General features: G+C 73.1%; 14 protein-coding genes and 1 riboswitch. Of the genes, 5 read left to right on the top strand and 9 right to left on the bottom strand.

Annotated features, from left to right (window positions below):
- Nucleotides 1-543: aldo/keto reductase (locus VF542_RS01170; RefSeq protein ID WP_408649874.1), on the bottom strand; the 543-nt coding region annotated here is incomplete at its 3' end.
- A gap of 320 nt (nucleotides 544-863) precedes the next feature.
- Here VF542_RS01170 and VF542_RS01165 point away from each other — a divergent pair.
- Nucleotides 864-2,075, top strand: coding sequence for a MarP family serine protease (locus VF542_RS01165; RefSeq protein ID WP_408649873.1), 1,212 nt, complete (start codon nucleotides 864-866; stop codon nucleotides 2,073-2,075).
- A 34-nt stretch (nucleotides 2,076-2,109) separates the two neighbouring features.
- Here VF542_RS01165 and VF542_RS01160 read toward each other — a convergent pair whose 3' ends face one another.
- On the bottom strand, nucleotides 2,110-2,553 hold the full coding sequence (locus VF542_RS01160; protein WP_408649872.1) for a DUF4126 domain-containing protein: 444 nt from the start codon (nucleotides 2,551-2,553) through the stop codon (nucleotides 2,110-2,112).
- Nucleotides 2,554-2,597: 44 nt separating this feature from the next.
- On the opposite strand from VF542_RS01160, the gene VF542_RS01155 reads away from it, so the two are divergent.
- On the top strand, nucleotides 2,598-3,317 hold the full coding sequence (locus VF542_RS01155) for a hypothetical protein (RefSeq protein WP_408649871.1): 720 nt from the start codon (nucleotides 2,598-2,600) through the stop codon (nucleotides 3,315-3,317).
- Nucleotides 3,318-3,437: 120 nt separating this feature from the next.
- Nucleotides 3,438-3,592, top strand: a riboswitch (cyclic di-AMP (ydaO/yuaA leader).
- A gap of 2 nt (nucleotides 3,593-3,594) precedes the next feature.
- A complete protein-coding gene (locus tag VF542_RS01150; protein ID WP_408649870.1) occupies nucleotides 3,595-4,212 on the top strand; it encodes a transglycosylase family protein in 618 nt (205 codons plus the stop codon).
- A 42-nt stretch (nucleotides 4,213-4,254) separates the two neighbouring features.
- Here the strand turns inward: VF542_RS01150 and VF542_RS01145 are convergent, their stop codons facing one another.
- The 4 genes from VF542_RS01145 to VF542_RS01130 form a co-directional block, all read right to left on the bottom strand.
- Complete coding sequence (locus VF542_RS01145; protein ID WP_408649869.1) at nucleotides 4,255-6,513, bottom strand: HelD family protein; 2,259 nt, start codon at nucleotides 6,511-6,513, stop codon at nucleotides 4,255-4,257.
- A 229-nt stretch (nucleotides 6,514-6,742) separates the two neighbouring features.
- Nucleotides 6,743-7,642 (bottom strand): DMT family transporter, encoded by a 900-nt coding sequence (locus VF542_RS01140; protein WP_408649868.1) that lies wholly within the window; start codon nucleotides 7,640-7,642, stop codon nucleotides 6,743-6,745.
- A gap of 39 nt (nucleotides 7,643-7,681) precedes the next feature.
- Nucleotides 7,682-9,094 (bottom strand): sensor histidine kinase, encoded by a 1,413-nt coding sequence (locus VF542_RS01135; protein WP_408649867.1) that lies wholly within the window; start codon nucleotides 9,092-9,094, stop codon nucleotides 7,682-7,684.
- 8 nt (nucleotides 9,095-9,102) lie between these two features.
- Nucleotides 9,103-9,804, bottom strand: a complete 702-nt coding sequence (locus VF542_RS01130; protein WP_408649866.1) for a response regulator transcription factor — start codon at nucleotides 9,802-9,804, stop codon at nucleotides 9,103-9,105.
- A 150-nt stretch (nucleotides 9,805-9,954) separates the two neighbouring features.
- Between VF542_RS01130 and VF542_RS01125 the strand changes: the two genes are divergently transcribed.
- A complete protein-coding gene (locus VF542_RS01125; RefSeq protein WP_408649865.1) occupies nucleotides 9,955-11,259 on the top strand; it encodes a glycosyltransferase family 4 protein in 1,305 nt (434 codons plus the stop codon).
- Nucleotides 11,256-12,077: a PIG-L deacetylase family protein gene (locus VF542_RS01120; RefSeq protein ID WP_408649864.1), complete on the top strand. Its 822-nt coding sequence runs from the start codon at nucleotides 11,256-11,258 to the stop codon at nucleotides 12,075-12,077. Before VF542_RS01125 ends, VF542_RS01120 begins: the two co-directional genes overlap by 4 nt.
- Before the next feature lie 196 nt (nucleotides 12,078-12,273).
- On the opposite strand, the gene VF542_RS01115 is transcribed toward VF542_RS01120, so the two are convergent.
- From VF542_RS01115 to VF542_RS01105, 3 genes are all read right to left on the bottom strand, one after another.
- Nucleotides 12,274-13,425, bottom strand: coding sequence for an acyl-CoA dehydrogenase family protein (locus tag VF542_RS01115; RefSeq protein ID WP_408649863.1), 1,152 nt, complete (start codon nucleotides 13,423-13,425; stop codon nucleotides 12,274-12,276).
- A 58-nt stretch (nucleotides 13,426-13,483) separates the two neighbouring features.
- Nucleotides 13,484-15,925 carry a lysylphosphatidylglycerol synthase domain-containing protein gene (locus tag VF542_RS01110; protein WP_408649862.1) on the bottom strand — a complete coding sequence of 814 codons (2,442 nt, stop codon included), beginning with the start codon at nucleotides 15,923-15,925 and terminating at the stop codon, nucleotides 13,484-13,486.
- Between the two features lie 164 nt (nucleotides 15,926-16,089).
- On the bottom strand, nucleotides 16,090-16,425 hold a 336-nt coding region (locus VF542_RS01105; RefSeq protein ID WP_408649861.1), incomplete at its 5' end, for an EAL domain-containing protein.

Here is a 16,425-nt window from a genome sequence, read left to right as displayed (position 1 = left end):
GAACCGGGTCCAGCCGTGCCGCTCGGCCAGGTACTGGGCCTTGGAGAACTGCCAGGCATACATCGACGAGGCGCCGAGGTAACGCACCTTGCCGGCCTTGACCAGGTCGTGCAGCGCGGCCATGGTCTCCTCGATCGGGGTGTTGTCGTCCCACCGGTGGATCTGGTACAGGTCCACGTAGTCCACCCCGAGCCGGCGCAGGCTGGCATCGAGTTCGGCCATGATCGCCTTGCGCGACAGGCCGGCGCCGTTCGGGCCGGGACGCATCCGGCCGTGCACCTTGGTGGCCAGCACGATCTCGTCCCGGTTGCCGAACTCGCGCAGCGCCCGGCCGACGATCTCCTCGCTGGTGCCGTCGGAGTAGACGTTGGCGGTGTCGAAGAAGTTGACGCCGGCCTCGATGGCACTCCGGATCAGCGGGCGGCTGCGCTCCTCGTCCAGGGTCCATTCGTGGTTGCCGCGCTCGGGAACCCCGAAGCTCATGCACCCCAGGCAGATCCGCGAGACGTCCAGTCCGGTCGAGCCGAGCTTGGTGTACTCCATTCCCCGACTCTAGGTGCGCTGGGCACGCTACCGCTGGCTCGCTCCCGATCGTTGGCCGCCGGGCAGGGCGACTCGCCGGACGGAGCTCGGCTGGGCGGCCACCGATCACGGACATCCCTAGGGGTCGGGCGGGGCATCGACGGTTGGGCTCGGCGTCGGGTCCGGCTCTAGGTCCGGCGTCGGGGGTCCGGCGTCGGGGGTCCGGCGTCGGGTCCGGCGTCGGGGTCCGGCGTCGGGGGTCCGGCGTCGGGTCCGGACGGCCCGGCGCGGCGAAGCGGGCTGGGTCGCCGCCCACAGCCCGGTAGAGCACTATCTGGCAGATGCATGGAGATCTGCTGGACGTGGTGCTGGTGGCGCTGGCCGTGCTGTCGGCGCTGGCCGGTTACCGCCGCGGCCTGATCTGCTCGATCACGTCGTTCGCCGGTTTCATCGCCGGCGCCGCGCTCGGCGTCCAGTTCGCACCGGCCATCGCCCGGACCTTGCTCAAGGCGCCCAGTGACCCCGGATCGGCCGACCAGGCACTCGGCCAGCGCGCGGTCACGCTGATCGCGGTGTTCGCCTTGGCCACCATCGGGCACCTGATCGGCCAGGCCATCGGCGGCCGGCTGCGCGCCCAGATCGCCCGGACGGTGCTGGGGCCCGCGGACGGCGTCGGCGGCGCGGTGGTGTCGGTCGCGACCCTGCTGACGCTGGCCTGGTTGCTGGCCCTGGCACTGGCCTACGCGCCGGCTCCCGCGGTGGCGCGCCAGATCCATCGCAGCCTGGTGCTGCACACCATCGACCGGATGGTTCCGGGCGAGGGCCAGCGGGTCGTCGCCAGCCTGCTCCGGCAGTTGCAGCAGCACGACCTGCCCGCGGTCTCCGGACCGTTCGCCACCCTGCTGGCCCCGTCGGTGGCCCCGCCCGATCCGGCGGTGGTGCCGGCCGCGGTCCGGGTGGCCGCATCATCGATCGTCAAGATCACCGGCACCGCGCCGTCCTGCCGGCGGTCCATCGAGGGCACCGGTTTCGTCTTCGCTCCCGACCGGGTGATGACCAACGCCCACGTGCTGGCCGGGGTGGGCAACCCGCACGTCACCGCATCCGGCGGCAGCACGCTGGCGGCCCGGGTGGTGCTGTACGACCCCAACCGCGACATCGCGGTGCTGTCGGTGCCGGGGCTGAACCGGCGGCCGTTGAGCATCGCCGGGCCCGCGGCCAGCGGCACCGCCGCCGTGGTCGCCGGCTATCCGGAGAACGGCCCGTTCACCGCGTTGCCGGCCCGGATCGCCGCCCGGACCAAGGTCACCGGCCCGAACATCTACCAGGACCGCACCGTCACCCGGCAGGTCTACACCGTCCGCGGCCGGGTCCGGCCGGGCAACTCGGGCGGCCCGTTGCTGAGCACCACCGGCCAGGTCTACGGGGTGGTCTTCGCCGCCAGCGTGGACCAGTCCGAGGTCGGCTACGTGCTGACCGCCGCCGAGGTCGCCCCGGACCTGCGGGCCGGCCGGACCGCGACCGCGGCGGTCAGCACCCAGGGCTGCGACTGAGGCAGCGTTTCTGGGCAGCGTTCAGGGCAGCGTTTCAGCGGCGCCGGCTGGCGTAGCGCGCCGCGGCCGCGGCCCAGGCGTCCTCGATCAGCGCGCCGGGCACATCCCGGCCGAACCGCCGGGCCGCCAGCTGCCGCCAGGACACCCCGAGCTGGCTGCCCGCCGTGGCGCCGAGCAGCCCGAGCGCGCCGGCCTGCAACGCCCGGTTGCGGCTGCCGCCCTCCCGGCGGGTCAGCAGGGCGCCGGTCACGGCGCCGAGGATCAGCCGCGGCGCCAGCCCTTCCGGCTGCAACCGGCTGGGCGTCTGCGGCAGCTTGTCGCCGACGAACTCACCCGCAGCGGCAACCCCGGACAGCCGACGGGCCCACCGGTTGCCCAGAATTCCGGAGCTGGTGGTCAGGGCGAGCGCGGCGAGGCCGGAGGTGCTCCGAGCGCCGGTGGCGAGGCCGAGCAGCGCGGCCCGGGTGAGGACAGACATCCTTGCACCCTAGCTCGCCGTGCCTGCCGCCTTCGGCGGCGGTGATGGCATATCAATACCGGGTGGCGGCCACCGAGCGTAAGCACCAGCGTCATCCGGGTGAGCCCCGGCTGCCCGCCGCCCTCGCGGTGCTGGTCGCCATCGCCCTCTACAGCCTGCTGCCCAACAAGCTGCTGATCGTGCCCAGGCTGGCCGTCCCGGGATTGGAGCTGCTGCTGTTCATCCCGCTGGTAGCCGCCAACCCGCGCCGGATGACCCGTGGCAACCGGGAGCTGCGCCGGCTGGCGATCGCCTTGGTGCTGCTCATCGCGGCCAGCAACGGGGTGGCCCTGGTGCTGCTGATCCGCCAGCTGGTCGGCGGCCACGGCCAGGACGATCCGGCCACCCTGCTGATGGCGGCCGGCCAGGTGTGGCTCACCAACGTCCTGGTGTTCGCGCTGGCCTACTGGGAGCTCGACCGTGGCGGCCCGGTCAGCCGGACCCAGGTCGCCCGGCCGCGGCTGCCGATCGCCGACTTCCGGTTTCCGCAGGACGAGGACCACGACGCCGTCGGTGAGGTCGCCAAGCGGTCCTCGGAGAAGTCGGGATGGGCACCGGGATTCATCGACTACCTCTACGTCTCGGTGACCAATTCCTCGGCGTTCAGCCCGACCGACACGATGCCGCTGTCGCCCCGCGCCAAGATCCTCATGGGGCTGGAGTCGGTGTCGGCGCTGGTGCTCTCGGTGCTGGTGATTTCTTACGGGGTCGGCCAGTTGAAGTGAGGCCGAAACTGGCACTTGTCCACAGTGCTGGTCGCCGGGTCTGGCGCCGGCCCACCCATCGGTTAGGGTTGCCAGGCACCTCGGCAAGGCAGGTGTGGCGAAACCGGTCCGTTGAGCCCCGTCTGCCGGTCGCCCCAGGAGAGATCTCGAAAGACGGGGGCGGGGAACCCACATGTGACGCCTCGCGCGTCTTGGGGTAAAGCCGGGATCGCTCCGGCCGGACACCGATCGTCCGAATCCGACAGCTAACCCCGCAGGCGGTGGATCGGGAGGATCCATGTCCGCACGAAAGTATGTCGGCTGCCACCGGGCGGCCACACCTGTCTCAGCCAAGCCCGCCGGCCGCGCGCACCTCGCCCTGGCCGGGTCCGTCACCGCGGCCGCGGCACTCACGTTGACCGCGTTCGGCGGCACCGCCAACGCCGCGACGGCCCACAACTGGGACGGGGTCGCACGGTGTGAGTCCAGCGGCAACTGGCACATCAACACCGGCAACGGCTACTACGGGGGCCTGCAGTTCAGCTACAGCACCTGGCTTGCCTACGGCGGCGGCGCCTACGCGCGCCGGGCCGACCTGGCCACCAAGGCCCAGCAGATCGTGATCGCCGAGCGGACCCTGCGCGGTCAGGGGATCGGTGCCTGGCCGGTGTGCGGCAGGTACCTGACCAGCTACACCGTCCGGCCGGTGACCACCCGGACGGCTCCGGCCCGGCCGGTCGTCAGGAAGCCGGCTCCGGCGCGTTCCACCCGTGTCTACACGGTTCGCTCCGGCGACACCCTGTACAAGATCGCGGCGGCCTACCACGTGCCCGGCGGTTGGCCCACGATCGTCCGGATGAACCCGGGCATCCACAACCCCAACCTGATCTACGTAGGCCAGCGACTGGCGATCTGAGCCCTGGCCGCCTCCCGGATCCGTGCCCTGCGGTAACTGGCGTTACCGCGGGGTGCGGCCGGCCTGCTCCGGTGTTGCCAGCCCGGTCAGCGCCGCCGGCAACGGCTGCTGGTGCAGGATCCGCAACCGCTGGGTGGACCGGGTCATCGCCACGTACAGGTCACTGGGTCCCCGGGGGGAGCCGGCCAGGATCGCGGCCGGTTCGACCAGTACCACCACGTCGAACTCCAGTCCCTTGCACTGCGCCGGGGACAGCACCACCACCTGCTCGCCGGCCCCGGGCTGCCCGCTGAGTGCCCTGGCGAGTTCCGGCTGCGCCTGCGCGGCGACGATCACCGCCAGCCGGCCGTCCCCCAGCGCGGCGAGTTCGGCCGTCACGGTCCGGATCAGCGTGGCTGCCAGCTCGCCGGTGACCCGTTCGGCGGTCGGCGGCCAGTCCCCGGGGCGTGCCGAGGTCATGGTGCTGGGCTTGATGCCGGATTCGGCCAGCGCCTGGGTGGCCACCTGCATGATCCGCCCCGGGGTGCGGTAGTTCACCGTCAGCTCCGCCAGCCGCCAGCGGCCCCCGACGTAGGAATCGAGCATCCGGCCCCAGGAGCTGGCACCGGCCGGCGAGCCGGTCTGGGCGGTGTCGCCCACCACCGTCATCGACCGTGACGGGCAGCGGCGCATCAGGACCCGCCATTGCATGGCCGACAGCTCCTGCGCCTCGTCGACCACCACGTGCCCGAAGGCCCAGCTCCGGTCACTGGCCGCCTCGTCGACCAGCACCCGCCGATCCGCCGTCGCCTCGTACCGCTGGGCCAGGGCGTCGGCGGTCGTCATCCGGGGCGCGTCGGGCTCCATGTCGGCGATCATGTCCAGCACCCGGCCGGCGTACTCGACCTCGTGTGCCCGCTCGGCCGCCGCGACCCTGCCCGCCTCGTCCAGTTGGGCCTCGTCCGCGCCCAGCAGCTCGGCCGCCTCGTCCAGCAGCGCGACGTCGGCGGGCGTCCACGGCGCCGATCGGGGCCGTTGCAGCGCCTGGCGCTCGGCGGCGGACAGCCGCGGCGTCAGCCGGCCGAGCGCCTCGGCGTCGGCATACAGGTCGCGCAGCAGCCGCTCGGCGGTCAGCGGCATCCAGCACAGGTTGATCTCGCGGCGGACGTCGGCGGAATTGCGCAGGGCGTTGATCAGCTCCGGCCTGCTGTCGGCGTCCAGGTCGGTTTTCAGCACCTTGGCCAGCCGCCCCGCCAGCCGCTCCAGCAGGTCGCCGGCGAACCGGACCCGGGCCACGTTGTGCGGTTTGCGCGACTGCTGCGCCCGGCTGCGCGCCTGCTCGACATCGCCCGGGTACAGGGTGATCGTGCTGCCCTCGACATCCAGGCGCACCGGCCCGGCCGGTACCCGCTGCCGGGCCTTCACCGCCGCCGCCAGCAGCCGGGCCATCCGCAGGTCGCCCTTGACCAGCGCCGCCTCCGGGCTGTCCACGCCCTGGGCATCGACCCCGGGAAACAGCTGGCCGGCGGTGGCCAGCACCACGCCGGTCTCGCCGAGACTGGGCAGCACCTGCTCGATGTAGCGCAGGAACCGGGCGTTGGGACCGACCACCAGCACCCCGCTGCGGGCCAGCCGGTCGCGGTGGGCGTACAGCAGGTAGGCCGCCCGGTGCAGCGCCACCACCGTCTTGCCGGTGCCCGGCCCACCCTGCACCACCAGGACGCCGGCCAGCGGAGCCCGGATGATCTCGTCCTGCTCGGCCTGGATGGTCGCCACGATGTCGCGCATCCGCCCGGTCCGGTGGGCGTTCAGCGCCAGCATCAGGGCGCCCTCGGCCGACAGCGTCGCGGTGCTGGCGTGCGAGGCGGTGAACCGGTCCAGGTCCAGCACCTCGTCGGAGATCCCGGTGACCCTGCGGCCGGCGGTGCTCAGGTGCCGCCGGCTGACCACGCCGTCGGGCACCGCCGGGGTGGCCCGGTAGAACGGTTGCGCGGCCGGCGCCCGCCAATCCAGCAGCAGCCGGACGCCGTCGCGGTCGGTCAGCCCGATCCGGCCCACGTAGCGATCGGTTCCGTCGGCCATGTTGAGCCGGCCGATGCACAGCCGCTCCTCGACCGCTGCCAGCCGCTGCTGGTTCTGGGCGTTGAGCGCCAGGAAGGCGTCGCGCTCGACGCGGGCGGCCGGGGTGCCGGCGGTACCGGAGCTGCGCAGCTGAGCCAGCGTGCGGGCGGTCTCGGCCCGCAGCTCGTCCAGGCGGGCGTAGCGGATGTCGAGCTCGGCCTGTTCCGCGCGCAGCAGGTCAGCCATCGCCGCGTCGGTCACTCAGGCTCCCGGTGCTTGCTGGGTACCCGGTACTGCCGAGTACCGATACTTCAGCGGTTGACATGTGTACGCGCTCCCCCGGCCGCCCGTCGATCCTGCCCTACCGGCCCGGCTGCGGGACGGGCGGGTTCGCCGGGGACGGCCGGGGCGGGGACGGCCGGGGCGGAGCTGGCCGGGGCGGGGATGGCCGGGGCGGGGATGGCCGGGGCGGGGGTGGCCGGGCCGGGGATCAGCGTGGCCGGCCGCCGGACACCCGCTGTGGCACCGGCCTGTCGGTGTCGACCTTGCCGAGCTGGATGACCGAGGCTCCCAGCAACGCCATCAGCACGACCAGGCCGAGCCCGGACCACGGGCCACGATGGATGTGCTCGTCATAGACCAGCACGCCGACCACGATGCTCAGCAGCGGGTCCACGGTGGCGATCGCGGGCAGGCTGGCGGTCAGCGGGCCGGCCTGGAAGGCCAGCTGGCTCAGGAACAACCCGATCGCCCCGACCACCACCACGGTGTAGAGCTGCCAGCTGGTCAGCGCCACCAGCGGCCCGTGCACCGCCCGGTCGGTCAGGCCCTTGAGCAGCGCGGCGGTCGCTGCGTACACGACACCGACCGCCACTCCGATCAGGGCGGCGGCATCGGCCGCGGGACGGCGGCGGTGGGCCAGCACCAGGCAGGCCAGCGCCAACCCCACCCCGGCCGCGGCGGCCACCACGGCCGGCAGCCGGTCCGGGCCGTCCCCGCCGGCGCCCGGGTTGGTACCGGCCAGGGACAGGAAGCCGACCAGGCAGCCGGTCAGCACCAGCGCCCACCGGACCTCGGCCCCGGTCACCGGCCGGCCCTGCCGCCGGCGCAGCAGCAGCGAGAACAGCAGCCCGCTGATCAGCAGCGGCTGCACCACCGCCAGCGCGCCGAGGTGCAGGGCAAGCACCTGCAGGCTCAGCCCGATCGCGTCGGTGACGATGCCGGCCAGCCACAACCGGTGGCTGAGGGTGGCCGTGACGAAGCGAGCCACCGCGCCGACCCGCAGCCGGCTGACGTAGGGCACCTGGGCCGCGCTGGAATGCTTGAGATTGGTGGAGATGGCGAAGGCGAGAGCTGCCCCCAGGCTCAGCAGGACGACGAGCCAGTCCACGGACAATGCTCGGGCTCCGTTCCGGGTCTGCCCAGCGGCTCAGGACGACCTTGTTCCGGTCGGCCAGCGAAGGGTAACCCGTGCTCCGGACGAGCCCTCGAGATTGGCTGCCGTGGCGCTACCCGAGTGTGCCCGCATCACGCTGCGCGCGATCGCCAGGCCCAGGCCGGTGCCGGCCTGCTCGCCGCCGTTCTGCTCGATGCGGGTGCGGGCCGGGTCGTGGCGGCGGAATCGCTCGAAGGCGACCGGCAGGAAGTCCGGCGCGAAGCCCGGCCCCTGGTCGGTCACCACCAACTCGGCATCGGCGGAGGACTCGGCCACCTCGATCACGATGCGGCCACCGGCCGGTGAGAACCGCAGGGCGTTGGCGACCACGTTGTCCAGGGCCCGCCGGATGCGGTTCGGGTCGCCACAGACCGGCACCGGCCTCGCCGGTGCCTGCACCACGATGCTGACCGGCTGGGACCGCGCTGCGGCCAGCGCCGCCGACCGGGACTGCTCTGCCAGCTCGACCAGGTCGAACCGGACGAATCTCGCGGTCTCGTGCTCGTCCCGGTCGAGCACCAGCAGGTCCTCGGCGAGCCTGATCAGCCGCTCGGTCTGTTCGGCCGCGACCTCCACCGTGGCGGCCAGCTGCTCGGAGCTGCGGCCGGGCCGGCGGGCCAGTTCGAGTTCGCCGCGCAGCACGGTCAGCGGGGTGCGCAGCTCGTGGCCGGCGTCGGCGACGAAGGCGCGCTCCCGCTCGTAGGCCGCGTGCAGCCGGCCGAGCAGCGCGTTCAGGGTGTCGCCCAGCCGGGAGATCTCGTCCCGCCCGCCTGGTACCGACAGGCCGGCGCCGGCGTCGCTGGCCTGGAGGTCGGCGGCCTGGGCGCGCATCCGCTCCACCGGCCGCAGCGCCGCCCGGGCCAGCAGCCAGGCGCCGGGACCGGCCAGCAGCAACACGATCGAGCCGATCAGCAGCAACTGCGCGGCGGCCCGCTCGGTGGCCTCGTCCAGCACCTCCCGGCTGGTCGCGACCGCGATCACGAGCCCGGGCCGCCCGGTGGGCCCGGACAGGATGCGTACCTGTTCCTGCCGGACAGGTGCCTGGCCGTGCTGGTCGGGCTGCATCACGCCGTCGAAGAGCTGCTGGCCGCGACCGGCCGCAGCCACCTGGGCCACGGTGAGCAGCGGATGCGAGCGGGCGTCCTCGGTGGACTGCACCAGCCGGCCGGCGCTGTCGAGGACCTGCCCGTAGCTGCCGGCGGGCAGCCGCAGCCGGCGCCCGGGGACGGCTGTGCCGCCCGCGGTGTCGAGCTGGGCGATCAGGTCATCGGCATGCGCGCGCAGTTCGGCGTCCATGCTGCGCTGCAGGTCGGTGCGCAGGTCCATCCCGAAGAGCGCGCCCACTCCGAGCAGCAGGAGCAGGGTGACGGCGCTGAACTGCAGGGCAAGCTTGAGCCGGATCGGCACCGGGTGAGCTAACCTGCCACGTCGACGGTGCTGGATCTGGCGTTGGCCAGCAGCCGGTAGCCGGCGCCGCGCACCGTCTCCAGCTGCTCGATCCCGAACGGGCGGTCGATCTTGCGCCGCAGGTAGGCGACGTACTGGTCCACCACGTTGCTCACCCCTTCATAGGCGAAGTCCCAGACGTGCTCCAGAATCCTGGCACGGCTGAGCACCTCACCGGGGTGTCGCAGGAAAAGTTCGAGCAACGCGAATTCCTTGGCCGACAGCTCCAGCACCGTGTCCTCCCGCCAGGCCAGCCGGGCGGCGGGATCCAGCCGCAGCGTGCCGGCGCTCAGCACGGTCGGCCGGCGCGGGCTGCCACGCCGGATCAGCGCGCGCAGCCGGGCAGCCAGCTCGCTGAAGCTGAACGGCTTGGCCAGGTAGTCGTCGGCACCGCTGTCCAGGCCGGTGATCCGGTCGCGCACGTCGGTCCGCGCGGTGAGCAGCAGCACCGGAGCCCACCGGTTGGCCTGCCGTAGCCGCCGGCACACCTCGAAGCCGTCAGCGCCGGGCAGCATCAGGTCCAGCACGATGGCGTCGTACTCGACCTCGGTCGCCTGCCACAGTGCCTCCAGGCCATCGCCGACCACGTCGACGGCATAGCCGTCCTCACCGAGCCCGCGCCGCAGCATCGCTGCCATCCGGACGTCGTCCTCAGCCACCAAGATTCGCATAACCGGCACTCTAGGAACTGGAAGATGTGGAGAAGATGTCAATGCACAGATCATCCTCGCGAGCCGTCCGCGTGGTGGAATCCGCATCAGTAGCATTCCCTGAATGTCAGCCGACTCCGATCTGCCCGCAGCCGCCCGGCGACCCGCCGGTTGCCGGCGATTCTGGTCAGCTACCGGGAACCGGCGGGCCGGCGGCCGGTGCGGATGAGGATCGCGCACGTCACCGACTGCTACCTCCCCCGGATGGGTGGTATCGAACGCCAGGTGCACGGCCTGGCCACCGCCCAGCTGGCCGCCGGGCACCAGGTGTCGGTGATCACCTCGGTGCCGGCAGTGCCTGCGGACCGCCCGACCCCCGACAGCCCGATCCCGGACAGCCCCGCCCTGGTCAGCCCGACCCCGGACAGCCCGGCCCTGGTCAGCCCCGCCCTGGTCAGCCCCGGCGTGGACGGTCCCGCGGTGATCAGGCCGGCCGGCGCCGGCTCGCGACCGGGTTCCATCCGCTACCTGGCCAGCTTGCGCGGCCGCCAGGCGGTGGCGCGGGGCGGCTATGACCTGGTGCACATCCATGCCTCCACCTTCTCGCCGATGGCCTATCTGGCAGCCGGCGCCGCGAGCGGCTCGGGCGTGCCGACGGTGGCGACGCTGCACTCGCTGTGGTCCTACGCCACGCCGATCTTCCGGGGCTTCGACGCCGCGCTGGACTGGCGGCGCTGGCCGATCACCTGGACGGCGGTGAGCACCGCGGCGGCCGGCGCGCTGTCGCAGGTGCTGCGCCCGGGCACCGAGATCTCGGTGCTGGCCAACGGCGTCCGCCCCGAGCTGTGGCAGCTGCCGCGCCGGCTCCGGGACCCGCGGCGGGTGGTGATCGTCAGCGTGATGCGGCTGGCGGCCCGCAAGCGGCCGCTGCAATTGCTCAAGGTGCTGCGCGCGGTCCGGGCCCAGGTGCCCGCCGAGATCAGGATCGAGGTGCAGATCATCGGGGCCGGCCCGCAACGCGAGGGGATGCTGAGCTACCTGGAACGGCACCGGATGACCGGCTGGGTGGAGCTCACCGGCCAGCTGGACCAGCCGGCGATCCGCGACCGGTTCGCCGACGCCGATCTGTATGTCTCACCGGCGACCCTCGAGTCCTTCGGCATCGCCGCCCTGGAAGCCCGCTGCGCGGGCCTGCCGGTGGTGGCCTTCGCCGGGACCGGGGTGTCGGATTTCATCGAGCACGGGCGCAACGGCCTGCTGGTACGCAGCGACGACGAGCTGGCCGCCGCCCTGGCGAGCCTGGCCCGCTCCCCGGCGGCCCGGGCCGAGCTGGCCGGCGCCGAGGGCGGCGAGGCGGACTACAGCTGGGACCACGTGCTGCAGACCTGCGAGCAGGTGTACCAGCGCGCCTTCGGGCAGGCCGGCCGGCTCGCCCCGCCGATCCCTGGTTCGATGGCCGCGCCCGTCCCCAGATGAGTTTCTGCCTGGTCTCCTTCCACGCCCACCCGGACGACGAGGCGCTGCTGACCGCGGGAACCCTCGCCCGGGCCGCGGCCGAAGGCCACCGGGTCGTCCTGGTGGTCGCCACTCGCGGCGAGGCCGGCCTGAGCGACGGAACCGGTTCGAGCGACGGAACCGGTTCGAGCGGCGAGGCGCGCGACCTGGGCGACCGGCGGGCCGACGAGCTGGACCGGTCGGCCGCGGCGCTGGGCTGCGCCAAGGTGATCAGGCTGGACTACCCGGACTCGGGAATGCGCAACGAGCACCAGGGCTTCGCCTCGATGCCGGTCGAGGAGCCCGCCGCACGACTGGCCGCCATCCTGCGCGAAGAGCGGGCCGATGCCCTGACGGTCTATGACCGCAACGGCGGCTACGGGCACCCGGACCACGTGCAGGTGCACCGGGTCGGGCACCGGGCCGCCGAGCTGGCCGGCACCCGGCTGGTCCTGGAGGCCACCGTCGACCGGACCGCGCTGATCCGGGCGCTGTCGCTGGTGCGCTGGACCAGGCTGCTGCCGCCGGACTTCGCTCCGGACCGGCTGCGGCACAGCTACAGCGACCGGAAGATGATTACCCACCGCATCGACGTGCGGGGCTTCACCGGTGCCAAGCGCCGGTCGATGCAGGCGCACGCCAGCCAGGCCGGCGGCGGCACCGGCCCCCGCACCCTGGCGTTCTTCCTGAAGCTGCCCGGCCCCCTCTACCGCCGGGTTTTCGGTGCCGAGTGGTACATCGAAGCCGGCCGGACGCCGGGCCGGCCGCCGGTTCCGGACCTGTTCGCCAGCCTCCGCTGACCATCCGTCCGGCCCTCGGAAAAGTGGGGCTTGACAGCTCGTCAATGTTACGTAGAGTAGCCAATCGAAAGCCGCTGAACCTTCGTGTCTCCCCCGTGGCAGGAAAGGCGTAGCGGCTTTCGCCATGCCTGGACGCTGCCACCGACGGGGGTCGGAACCCCGCGCGCGGGTGTCACCGCATCACGACACCGAGCCGCTACAAACCCGGATCCGGCTCCATTCCCAGCAGCGCCCGCCCGGTCAGCTCATAACCTGCCGCGCTGATCCCGTAGTGCTGGGTGGCGGTGTTGACATCGCGCAGCAGCCGCTGCAACGGGTTGCTGCCGTACAACGCCGTGGATCCTGCGCTGCGGTAGCACAGCAACACCGCCTCGGCCGCGCCCGCCGTGGCGTGCGCCGCGGCCAGCCGGGCGTGGGCCCGTTGCTCCACGGTGGGCGCCGAACCGGCGGCGGCAGCCTGCCACAGGGCCTGCATGCTCGCCGTCAGGTGGTGGTGACCGGACTCGATCAGCGCGGTGGCCCGGGCCAGGCCGGCCTGCACCACCTCCCGGTCGGCCAGCAGCCGGCCGGACCGGAACGGCGTCTTGACCACCGCCAGCTCGCGGAGCTCGGTGACCGCCCGGCGGGCCAGGCCCAGCGGCACCGCGGCGAGCACCGGAAAGATCAGCGACATCAGCGGCACCCGCCACATCGAGCCGGCCGGCCACGGCGAGACCCGGTCCGGGACGAGGCTGTGCTCGGCGGGCACCCGGATGCCCTCGGCCCGGAAGTCCACGCTGGCGGTGCCCAGCAGCCCCAGGACGTCCCAGTTGTCGAGGAACTCGACCTCAGCTGCCGGCATCACGACCGCGCGGAGCTGGGGCGGCCCGTCACCGGTGACCACGGCACCGCCGACCACCCAGTCGCAGTGCTGCACCCCGCTGCCGAAGGACCAGGTCCCCGCCACCAGGTAGGAGCCGTCGGGCTGCGGATCGGCCCGGCCACCGGGCATCAGCGCGCCACCGGCCATCTCCTGCCCGGTCGGGTACAGCTGCCGGGCGCCGGCCTCCGGGACGAACGCGCCGACGACATTGCTGGCCAGGCCCGTGGCGGCGCACCAGCCGGTCGAGCCGTCGGCCGCCGACAGCGTCTCCACCACCTGCAGCACGGCCGCCGGCTCCGCCTCCAGGCCGCCGAGCTCGCGCGGCATCCAGAGTTGGAACACCCGCGCCTGGCGCAGTGCGGCGACCACGTCGGCAGGCAGCCGGCGGTCCTGCTCTATCTCGGCGCCGCGGTCGCGCAGCCGGCCGGCGAGTTCCTCGACCGCCGCGATCACCTCGTCGGACTCTCCGGCTACTGCAGTTCTCACGACTGCACCTCGTCTCAACGCTGCGGCGAGTCGAAGATTGCGTCTACGAAGATAGCGTCTACAAGGTGTCCTGACGCTGTAGCCACTGCATGGCGAGCCATCCGGCCGGCACCGGCAGCCAGAAAGTGGCCAGCCGGAACAGCAGCACGGCGCTGATCGCCGCGGCGCTGGCCATGCCGGCCGCGGCCAGGCCGGTCGCCAGGGCCACCTCCACCGCGCCCAGGCCGCCGGGCGTCGGGGCGGCCGACCCGATGGCGGCGCCGGCCAGGTACACCACCGCCACCTGGGCCAGGGCGATCCCGCCGTCGAAGGCGTGCACCGAGAACCACAGCGCCGCGATGTAGCTGCCGTTGAGCAGCAGCGCCCCGAGCACCCCCTCTGCCAGCTTGACGGGACTGGTCAGCAGCGACAGCAGCCTCGGCAGCGCCTCGTGCAGCGGCGGCAGCAGCCGGGCCAGCAGCCACCGCCGGGCCGCCGGAACTGCCAGCGCGACCGAGATCAGCACCCCCAGCGCACCCAGCACCCCGAAGGCCCAGCCCGGGATGGGCACGCTGTGCCGGGCCGAGACCCCGGTTGCCGCGGCGAACGCGATCAGCAGCACCACATGGGACAGGGCGTTGACCAGCTGGGCCATCCCGACGCTGGCGGCGGCCCCGGCCGTCGGGAGCCCCACCTTGCGCAGGTACCGGATGTTGACCGCCAGGCCACCCACCGCGGGCGGGGTCACGAAACCGGCGAACGAGGCCGCCAGCTGCACCAGCACCGTCCGGGCGAAGGACAGCCGTTCACCCACGTAACCGATCAGCGCCAGCGCCGCGGCCAGGTAGGTGGCCGCCGAGGCCACCAGCACCAGCGGCAGCCATTGCCAGCGGGCGCCGGCCAGCACCGTGACCAGGTCCACCGAGCCGAGCTGGCCGACGATCAGGTACCCGGCCACGATGACGGCCACCACCGAGATGATGGTGCGCGGCCGGACCCGTTCCACCCGGACCGGCTCCGGCGGCTGCTGGTGGGTCTGGCCCTGGATCTCCTCCCGGACCGCCTCGACCAGGCCCGGATCCGCGCGCAGCGCCTCCCGGGCCTGCCGGCTCAGCACGATCGGCTGCAGCACCGCGACGGTGGCCGCCAGCTCGTCGTCGGTGAGCACCCCGCGGGCGCTGCGCACCGCACGCTGGACGCCTACCAGGCCCACGGTGCTGATCAGCAGCTCCGCCCGGTCCAGGTTGATCCGCAGGTCGGTGGCGAAGGCGGTGCCGTCCTGCGGGATGGGCAGCAGCACCGCACCGCCCGGCTCCACCAGCAGGTTCCCCGCCCGCAGGCCGCGATGGGTGATCCGGCTGCGGTGCAGCTTCAGCACGCTGGCCCACAGCTCGTCCAGCTGGCGGTCGGTGGGTTCCACCAGCGGGCTGCCGGTCACCCGGTCATAGACCAGGGCGATCGCATCCGGCCCGCACCGCACCCCGGCCAGCAGCCTGGGCATCGCCACGCCGGTGGCCGCCGCCGCCATCGCCAGCAACGACCGGTGCTCGGCCACCCGTTCCAGCGACAGGGCCGGTGACGGGGCGATCTCGGTGCGGATCCGGACCAGCCGGTAGGTGTTGTAGACCGCACCGGTGGCGATCAGGTCCCGGTCCAGCACGTGCACCCGCAACTGCCGTCCCCCGGAGTCGGTGCCGAGGTAGTTGCGGTGGTCCCCCGGGCCCGAGGCGATCCGCTCCAGCCGGCGCAGCACGATGCCGCGGCCGGCCAGCGCGGCCACGATCTGCCGGGCGTCGGGGCGTTCGTTGAGGGTTCCGGCGAGGTAGCGCACCACGATCCCGACGGTCGCCCCGATCACCAGGCTCAGCATCAGCGACAGCAGCGACACCCTGGTGGCGGTGAAGACCGAGGCCACGTACAGCCCGGTGACCGCCACCAGCAGCGCGCGCCAGCGCGGGTCCTGAGCCACTCCGACCACCGCCACGAAGGCCAGCAGCGCGGCGAGGTAGGTGTCCAACGGCTTGACCGAGGCGTCCGCGCCGGATCGGATCAGTGCCGCATGAAGCGACCCGGAGGCGAAGGCCACGATGAGCCGGTTCAGCACGTCGACCACCGCGATCGCGATCATGCCGGTGACCAGCGCCTCGATCAGCCGCCGGGTCTGGCCCCGGACGATCTCACGGGTCATGAACGCCAGCGGAACGGCCAGCGCGCCGAAGGCGGCCAGCGTGCGCAGCATCCGCAGCAGCAGCGGCGGCACGTCGGCCAGCAACCGCACCAGGTCGTCGTTGACGCCGCGGGTGGTGTCGCTGGCGATCAGCCCCAGGCCGACCAGCAGCAGGCCGGCCAGGACCAGGGCGGCCAGCCGTACCAGGTCCCAGGGCCGGCGTACCCGGGCCGGGGTGACGTCGACGATCTCGACCGCGGCCGTCGCGGTCCGGCCGGCGTCGGCCGGCGCAGCCGCGGTCTCGGCCTCAGGCATCGCCCAGGCCTGCCCGAGCTGCGGGCGCTGAGGCTTCACGGCGAGAACCGTCCGGTCCGGTCGGCGGTTGCTAGGACAAGCGCGAGGGTATTACAGCGCCGCCGATCGGCGGAGGACCTGAGGGAGCATCGCAGGCGCGCAGCGCCGAGGAGCGGGCCTCGGCCGGCGATGAGCGCTCGCGCGAAGAGCTGTGAGACCGACCCTCAGCCGCCGACGCTGAGCAGTCGCAACCGGGGAGCTGCCTCGGCGGTCCGGCCCAGCCAGCCGCGCAGGTCCGCACCCGCCATCGGCCGGCTGATGTAGTAACCCTGCGCCACCTGGCAGCCCATCCCCCGCAGCTCCTCCAGGGTCGCCAGGTCCTCCACGCCCTCGGCCACGATCCGCAGGTCCAGGTCCGCACCGAGGCCGATGATCGTCTTGATCAGCGCGCGGGTGCTGGCACGGTTCTCTCCGGACAGCCCCTGCACGAAGGAGCGGTCGATCTTGACCTCGCCCACCGGCAACCGCTGCAGGTAGGACAGGCTGGAGTAGCCGGTGCC

This window comes from Jatrophihabitans sp. (assembly GCF_036389215.1).
GTDB lineage: Bacteria > Actinomycetota > Actinomycetes > Mycobacteriales > Jatrophihabitantaceae > Jatrophihabitans_A.
Note: the sequence above shows the minus strand (reverse complement) of the source record. Positions and strands in the feature narration are given on the sequence as shown.